This window comes from Sphingomonas sp. (genome assembly GCF_031372575.1).
GTDB lineage: Bacteria > Pseudomonadota > Alphaproteobacteria > Sphingomonadales > Sphingomonadaceae > Sphingomicrobium.
This window is the reverse complement of the sequence record NZ_JANMLM010000013.1, coordinates 1-7,945: the sequence shown is the minus strand read 5'-3', so window position 1 is coordinate 7,945 and position 7,945 is coordinate 1. Positions and strand designations below refer to the sequence as shown.

At 64.0% G+C, this 7,945-nt stretch carries 7 protein-coding genes; 4 read left to right on the top strand and 3 right to left on the bottom strand.

Annotated features, from left to right (window positions below; translation table 11 throughout):
* The 3 genes from carB to carA all read right to left on the bottom strand — a co-directional run.
* Positions 1–2,784, bottom strand: a 2,784-nt coding sequence (gene carB, locus RMN73_RS00870; RefSeq protein WP_309601431.1) for a carbamoyl-phosphate synthase large subunit, incomplete at its 3' end; no start/stop codon positions are given.
* Complete coding sequence (locus tag RMN73_RS00865) at positions 2,784–3,242, bottom strand: hypothetical protein (protein WP_309601430.1); 459 nt, start codon at positions 3,240–3,242, stop codon at positions 2,784–2,786. The genes RMN73_RS00865 and carB, both read right to left, overlap by 1 nt.
* Positions 3,239–4,474 carry a glutamine-hydrolyzing carbamoyl-phosphate synthase small subunit gene (gene carA / locus RMN73_RS00860; RefSeq protein WP_309601429.1) on the bottom strand — a complete coding sequence of 412 codons (1,236 nt, stop codon included), beginning with the start codon at positions 4,472–4,474 and terminating at the stop codon, positions 3,239–3,241. Before carA ends, RMN73_RS00865 begins: the two co-directional genes overlap by 4 nt.
* 142 nt (positions 4,475–4,616) lie before the next feature.
* Here carA and RMN73_RS00855 point away from each other — a divergent pair, with 142 nt between their 5' ends.
* From RMN73_RS00855 to RMN73_RS00840, 4 genes are all read left to right on the top strand, one after another.
* Positions 4,617–5,075, top strand: coding sequence for a GatB/YqeY domain-containing protein (locus RMN73_RS00855; RefSeq protein WP_309601428.1), 459 nt, complete (start codon positions 4,617–4,619; stop codon positions 5,073–5,075).
* 59 nt (positions 5,076–5,134) lie between these two features.
* Positions 5,135–5,521, top strand: a complete 387-nt coding sequence (locus RMN73_RS00850; RefSeq protein ID WP_309601427.1) for a GIY-YIG nuclease family protein — start codon at positions 5,135–5,137, stop codon at positions 5,519–5,521.
* Between the two features lie 34 nt (positions 5,522–5,555).
* Positions 5,556–7,439 carry a DNA primase gene (gene dnaG / locus RMN73_RS00845; protein ID WP_309601426.1) on the top strand — a complete coding sequence of 628 codons (1,884 nt, stop codon included), beginning with the start codon at positions 5,556–5,558 and terminating at the stop codon, positions 7,437–7,439.
* A gap of 10 nt (positions 7,440–7,449) precedes the next feature.
* Positions 7,450–7,945: RNA polymerase sigma factor region1.1 domain-containing protein (locus tag RMN73_RS00840; protein ID WP_309601425.1), on the top strand; the 496-nt coding region annotated here is incomplete at its 3' end.

Below are 7,945 nucleotides of genomic sequence, written 5' to 3'. Positions count from 1 at the left end.
CTCCTTGATCGCGACATAATCCAAGTCGCGGTCGATCGGCAGATACGCGTCGAGCGATTCGCCCGCCATCACCCGCGTCGCAATCTTGGCAATCGGCCGCCCGATCGCCTTGGCCACGAACGGCACCGTCCGGCTGGCGCGCGGATTGACCTCGATTAGATAGACCGCCTCATCCTTGACCGCGAACTGGATGTTCATCAGCCCTTTGACCTTGAGCGCCATCCCCAGCGCCTCGGCCTGCCGCTCGATCTCGGCGATCACGGACGGCGACAGGCTGTAGGGCGGGATCGAGCAGGCCGAATCGCCCGAATGGACCCCGGCTTCCTCGATATGCTGGAGGATCCCGGTCACCGCGACCTTGGTCCCATCGCAGATGCAGTCGACATCGACCTCGATCGCGTCGCGCAGATAGCGGTCGATCAGCACCGGCGAATTGCCCGACACCTGCACCGCCGTGGCAATATAATGGTCGAGCTGGTCGGGCCCGTCGACCACTTCCATCGCCCGCCCGCCAAGCACGTAACTCGGGCGGATCAGCACCGGATAACCGATCTTTTCGGCCACTGCGATTGCCTCGTCACGGCTGCGCGCCATGCCGTTGGCGGGCTGCTTCAAGCCCAATTTGTCGACCAATTTCGCAAACCGCTCGCGGTCCTCCGCCAGGTCGATGCTGTCGGGCGAGGTGCCAAGGATCGGCACGCCCATGTCCTGCAGCCCCGCCGCCAGCTTGAGCGGCGTCTGCCCGCCAAGCTGGACGATCACCCCGACCAATTCGCCCTGTTCGCTCTCGCGATGGATGATTTCGAGCACATCCTCCTCGGTCAGCGGCTCGAAATAGAGCCGGTCCGACGTGTCGGGGTCGGTCGACACCGTCTCGGGATTGCAATTGACCATGATCGCCTCAAACCCTGCCTCCTTGAGCGCGAAGGCGGCGTGGCAGCAGCAATAGTCGAACTCGATCCCCTGCCCGATCCGGTTCGGCCCGCCGCCCAGGATGATCACCTTGCGGCGGTCGCTGACGTCGGCCTCATCCTCGGGCTCGCCGAAGAGGGGCGCTTCGTAGGTCGAATAAAGATACGGCGTCGCGGCATCGAATTCGGCGGCGCAGCTGTCGATCCGTTTGTACACCGGTCGCACGCCCAATTTGTGCCGCGCGCGCCGCACCTCGGCCTCGGTCACGCCCCCGGTCATCGCCCGCAGCGCGTCATGGACGATCCCCGACCCGTAGGCCGCCGCTTCCGACGCATCACGGCCAACCCCCGCCGACCGCAACGCCAATTGCGCCAGCCGCGAGTCGGAAAAACCCATGCCCTTCAATCGCCGCAGCCCGGCGACATCCTGCGGGATGCCCTCGGCGCGGACTTGCTCCTCGGCCGCGACAATTTCCGCCAGTCGCCCGAGAAACCACGGGTCGAACCCGGCAATCGCGTGGATCCGGTCGATGGTGAAGCCGTGCCGCAATGCTTCCGCTGCGACCAGCAGCCGGTCGGGAGTAGCCCTAGCCAGCGCATTCTCGATCTCGGCCGGGCTGGCATGTTCCAGCGCCCGCACCCGGTCGAGCCCGCACAAGCCAGTCTCCAGCCCGCGCAACGCCTTCTGCAAACTCTCGGCGAACGACCGCCCGATCGCCATCACTTCGCCGACCGACTTCATCGCCGTCGACAGCGTGTCCGCCGCCCCCGCGAACTTCTCGAACGCGAAGCGCGGAATTTTCGTGACGACATAATCGATCGTCGGCTCGAACGACGCCGGGGTCGCGCCGCCGGTGATGTCATTCTTGATCTCGTCGAGCGTGTACCCCACCGCCAGCTTCGCCGCGACCTTGGCAATCGGGAAGCCGGTCGCCTTCGACGCCAGCGCCGAGGACCGCGAAACCCGCGGGTTCATCTCGATCACGATCATCCGCCCGGTCTTCGGATCAACGGCGAACTGGACGTTGGAACCGCCTGTTTCGACACCGATTTCGCGCAGCACCGCAATGCTCGCCGAGCGCATGCGCTGATATTCCTTGTCGGTCAGCGTCAGCGCCGGCGCGACGGTGATCGAATCCCCGGTGTGCACCCCCATCGGGTCGATATTCTCGATCGAGCAGATGATGATGCAATTGTCGGCGGTGTCGCGCACCACCTCCATCTCAAATTCTTTCCACCCGACCAGGCTCTCGTCGATCAGCACCTCGGTGGTCGGCGATGCTTCGAGCCCGGAACGGACGAAATGCTCATATTCCTGACGGTTATAGGCGATCCCCCCGCCAGTCCCGCCAAGTGTGAAGCTCGGCCGGATCACCGCCGGCAGCCCGACCTCGTCGAGCGCGGCGGCAGCCTCCTCCCAGCTATGGACGATCGCCGATCGCGGACTTTCCAGCCCGATCCGGTCCATCGCGTCGCGGAATAATTGGCGATTCTCGGCCATTTCGATCGCCGCCGCTTTGGCCCCGATCAGCTCGACCCCAAGCCGATTCAGCGACCCGTCCTGGACGAGCGCCACCGCGGTGTTGAGCGCGGTTTGCACGCCCATCGACGGCACCACGGCGTCGGGCCGCTCAAGCTCGATGATCTTGGCGACGATCTCGGGGGTGATCGGCTCGATATAGGTCGCATCAGCCAGCTCGGGATCGGTCATGATCGTCGCCGGGTTCGAATTGACCACGATCACCCGATAGCCTTCGGCCTTCAACGCCTTGACCGCCTGCGACCCCGAATAATCAAACTCCGCCGCCTGGCCGATCACGATCGGGCCAGCGCCAATGATGAGGATCGAAGATATGTCGGTGCGGCGGGGCATTAAATGGCTAGGTGCTCAATGAGGATCGCCCAGTCTTCGTCCGTTATTTCGGAAGCTTGGAATGCAAAATTTCCCTGCACTGTGATTAAGTGCTTTCTCGGGTCCGATATTCCCCTTCCCGCCGCATTCGGGATGACAGTCAAAATGTCACGGATTGATAACGAACGATCGGGATTGCCCAATGGCTTGATGCCAAAAGGTAAAACCCACGGGCTTGCCCAGATGTTTGTGATTGTTTCGCTCGGATTCGGCCGAGAATACACGACGAATGGCGTGGTGTAGGCACTTGTCTCGCTGCAATAAAGGATTCCGAAAGAGCCAATCGACATTTTAGCTGCCTTGGTAAGCCGCCCCTTCGCGTATGCCCCATCGTTAGATTGCCCAACGGCCCAACGCTGTGCACCAATGCCAGCCCAAATATTAGTCAGACTATCAGACGCGAACCCATAAATTTTCATTTCTGCATCATCCCCACAAACTTCTCGAACAGATAGAAACTGTCCATCGGCCCCGGGCTCGCCTCGGGGTGATATTGCACCGAGAACGCCGGGCGGTCGGTCAGTTCGATCCCGCAATTGCTGTCGTCGAACAGGCTGACATGCGTCTCGCGGACGTTGGCGGGGAGGCCGTCGCGCTCGACCGCGAAGCCGTGGTTCATCGAGGTAATCTCGACCGCGCCATCGGCGAGCCTTTTGACCGGATGATTGGCCCCGCGATGCCCCTGGAACATCTTGGCCGTCTTGCCTCCCACGCTAAGCGCCAGCAACTGATGCCCCAGGCAAATCCCGAACAGCGGCTTGCCGGTCGCCAGCAACTGCTTGATCAGCGGCACCGCATAAACTGCCGTCGCCGCCGGATCCCCCGGCCCGTTCGACAGGAAGAAGCCATCGGGCGCCACCGCCATCACCTCTTCGAATCGCGCCGAGGCGGGGAAGATGGTCACCCGCGCCCCGGCCTCGACCAGATTGCGGAAGATGTTGCGCTTGGCGCCATAGTCGATGGCAGCGACGTGGGGCTGACGTCCCTCGACTTCGCTCGGGACAAACGGTTTTTTTTGGGCGCCCTCCCCCGCACCGTTCGTGTCGAGCGAAGTCGAGACACCTTCTTCGTATCCACGCGAAAGCGACCACTTGCCCCCGCTCCAAGCCTCAAGCTGCCCCCGCGAAACTTCTTTCGCCAGGTCCATCCCCTCAAGCCCCGGCCACCCCGCCGCGCTCTCCCGCAACTCCTCAAGATCAAACTCGCCGCCCGCGTCATGCGCGAACGCCACCGTTGGCGGTCCCTCGCGCCGCACCAGGTGCGTCAGCGCGCGCGTGTCCACGCCAGACACCCCGATCCGCCCCGTCGCCGCCATCCAGCCCGGGAAATCCTGGGTCGAGCGGAAATTGCTCGGGCTGGTCACCGCCTCGCGCACGAAACAGCCCAGTGCATGCGCCGCGCCCGCTTCGACATCTTCCTCATTCGCGCCGACATTGCCGATGTGGGGGAAGGTAAACGCAACCACCTGCCGCGCGTAGGACGGGTCGGTCATCACTTCCTGATAGCCGGTCATCGCGGTGTTGAAGCACAACTCCCCGACGCCCGATCCTTCCGCGCCAAAGCCCCGCCCCCAGATCACCCGGCCATCCGCGAAAACGATCACGCCCGTGGCCCCGTCGGGGCGCGCAGACGTGGATCGTGGATCGGCCAAGTGGGGGCTCCTGCATCAAGAAAAACCGGCGATGTAGCTAAGCCAATGCGGCTAAGCGCGTTGGCGCTTGAGGTCAACGCTGTAAAACCGCCAATATCGCCGCTACGACTGGATTTTTCCGACCAATCGAAACGGGCAGCAGATGATTCGCGACGACATCAAGGCCGCGCTGGTGAGCGCGATGAAGAGCGGCGACAAGGCCGGCACCCAGACGATGCGGATGATCAATAGCGCGATCAAAAATCGCGACATCGAATTGCGCACCGCGAGCGTCCAGCCCGACGACGATGCCTTGGTCACCGATGTCCTCCAGAAAATGATCAAGCAGCGCCGCGAATCGGTCGAGATGTACACCAAGGGCGGCCGCGCCGAGCTGGCCGCGATCGAGACCGCCGAGATAAAGGTGATCGAACGGTTTTTGCCTGCGCAGATGAGCGAAGATGAAGCCAAAGCCGCGATCGGCGCGGTGATCGCCGAGACCGGCGCGGCGAGCATGAAGGACATGGGCCGGGTGATGGCATTGGTGAAGGAGCGCCATGCGACCAGTATTGAGCCGGCGCGGGCGAGTGCGTTGGTGAGGGCGGCGTTGGCCAACGGATAAGCCACACATGATCCGTTAGTCCCGAGCGAAGTCGAGGGACGTTTTGCAGGGAGCTGATATTGTCGTTCTGGGTCTACGTCCTGCAATGCTCAGACGGGAAATATTACACCGGCCATACCGACAATGTGGATCGCCGGGTGGCCGAACATCAAGCCGGCGGTTATTGCGATTTCACTTCCCGGAGGCGACCAGTTCGAGTGATGTGGAGCGACCATTTCCCAACCCGAATTGAGGCGCTTGAGGCCGAGCGGCGGATCAAGCCCTGGTCACGTGCCAAGAAGGAAGCCCTGTTTCGGGGGGATTGGGCCGCTGTTTCGTTCTTCGCGCGTCCACCGATAGAACGTCCCTCGACTACGCTCGGGACGAACGGGACAGGTAGTCGCCAAACAGAACCGTTTGTGTCGAGCGAAGTCGAGACACCTTCTCGAGCGGGACCGCGCAAGTGACCCTCTCCCCCATGTCACTTAGAAGGCTCACCCCGTGACCCTTACCCCCCAATTCCTCGACGAACTGCGCGTCCGAACCACGCTCTCGGCGGTCATTGCCCCCTCGGTGAAGCTGATCAAGGCGGGGCGCGAATATAAGGCTTGCTGCCCGTTCCACCAGGAGAAATCCCCCTCGTTCACGGTCAATGACGAGAAGGGATTCTACCATTGCTTCGGCTGCGGCGCGCATGGCGATGCAATCCGCTTCCTGACCGATTCGCGGGGTATGCAATTCATGGATGCGGTCAAGGAATTGGCCGGGAAAGCGGGGATGGACGTCCCCGCCCCCGACCCCCGCGCCGCCGAACGGCAGGAGCAGTCGGCCGGGCTCCACGACATCATGGCCGCCGCGCAAGCCTGGTTCGCCGAACAACTCGCGGGGATCGATGGCGCCGCCGCGCGCGCCTATCTGAAGAAGCGCGGGATCGACGACGCAGCCACCGTGCGCTTCGGGATCGGCTTCGCGCCCGACAGCCGCGGCAAATTGAAAACTGCGCTCGCCCATTTCGACGAGGACAAACTGGTCGAATCGGGAATGCTGATCCGGCCAGACGACAACAAGGACTCCGTTCATCCCGAGCGAAGCCGAGGGACTTATGACCGCTTCCGGGGCCGCCTCATGATCCCGATCCGCGATCCGCGCGGCCGCGTCATCGCGTTCGGCGGCCGGATCCTCGGCCCCGGCGAGCCAAAATACCTCAACTCGCCGGACACACCATTGTTCGACAAGGGCCGCACACTCTACAATCTCGATCTCGCCTCCCCCGCCAGCCGCAAGGCCGGTCGCGTGATCGTGGTCGAAGGCTATATGGACGTCATCGGCCTTGACCGCGCCGGGATCATCGAGGTTGTCGCCCCCAACGGCACCGCGCTGACCGAGGCGCAGCTCGAGCGGATGTGGCGGCTCGAGCCCGCGCCGATCCTGTGCTTCGACGGCGATTCGGCGGGGCAGAAAGCCTCGATCCGCGCCGCTACCCGCGCGCTGCCGCACCTCGCCCCCGAACGCACCCTGCGCTTCGTCGCATTGCCCGCCGGCCAGGACCCCGACGATGTCGTCAATTCCGGTGGCAAACCAGCCATTGAGGCCCTGCTCGCCGCCGCCGAACCCTTGGTCGAGCGCCTGTGGCGGCACGAGGTCGAGGCCGCCCCGCTCGACACCCCCGAATCCCGGGCAGGCCTTCGCCAGCGGCTCGTCGACCATGCGTCCGCAATCGCCGACCCCAACGTCCGCGCACTCTATCGCGATGAATGGCTCGGCCGCTTCAACGCCCTGGTCCGCCCGCAACAGCAGCAGCGCGGCGGCGGCGGACCCTTCACCGCCCGCACCCCGTGGAAGAAGAGTAAGGACGGTCGCTTCGTCCCGCCCCCGCCCCCCGCCAGTCAGGCCGCGCGCGCCATCGGCGCCGGGGGGATCGGCCGCGACGTCGCCCGCGCGCTGGTGCTCGGCCACGCGCTCTATCCGCTGGCGATCGGCGACCATGTCGAGGCGCTCGCGTCGCTGCCCATCGCCGATCCCCCCGCCGCCCAGGTCCGCGACCGGATGGTCGATCTCAACATGGCCGGCGAAGTCCTTGATCGCGGGCAACTTGCCACCATATTATCAGCTGAGGACATGGCCGCGCCCTGGCGCGACGTGTCGAAAGGCGGCGAGATCGGCTTTTCCTTCACGAAAGCGGGATGCGACCCCGAGGCCGCGCGGCGCGATCTCGGGCTGGCGATCGAGGCATTGGTGGCCAGGATTGAGCTCGACGCGGCGTTTGCCGAGGCCCAGCGACGGCTCTCGGACGGCGACGACACCGCCTTTGGTGAACAGCAACGGCTTCACACGCTTCGTGAGGCACTCAAGGATAGGCTGGCGTCCCTCGCCGGCAACGACTAAGCGGCGGATCATGGCGAAAAACGAAACTGCAGAACCTGAAACCGACAACGGCGATGCGCCGCTGATCGACCTCAACGACGTCGCGATCAAGAAATTGCTCGCGCGCGCCAAAAAGCGCGGCGTCATCACCTATGACGAGCTCAACGAGGCCCTGCCCCAGGACCAGATGAGCTCCGAGCAGATCGAGGATGTGATGTCCGCGATTTCGGAGATGGGGGTCAATATCGTCGAGGCGGCGGAAGCCAGCGACGACGACGAGGATGAGAAAGAGCAGGAAGACGAGGTCGATCCGCTCGACGATGGCGGCCCGCGCCCGGCGGCGGCGGTCAAGAAGGAAGCGGTCGACCGCACCGACGAACCGGTTCGCATGTATCTGCGCGAAATGGGCGCGGTCGAACTGCTCAGCCGCGAGGGCGAAATCGCCATCGCCAAGCGCATCGAGGCTGGCCGCGACACGATGATCTGGGGCCTGTGCGAAAGCCCGATCACCTTCAACGCGATCATCG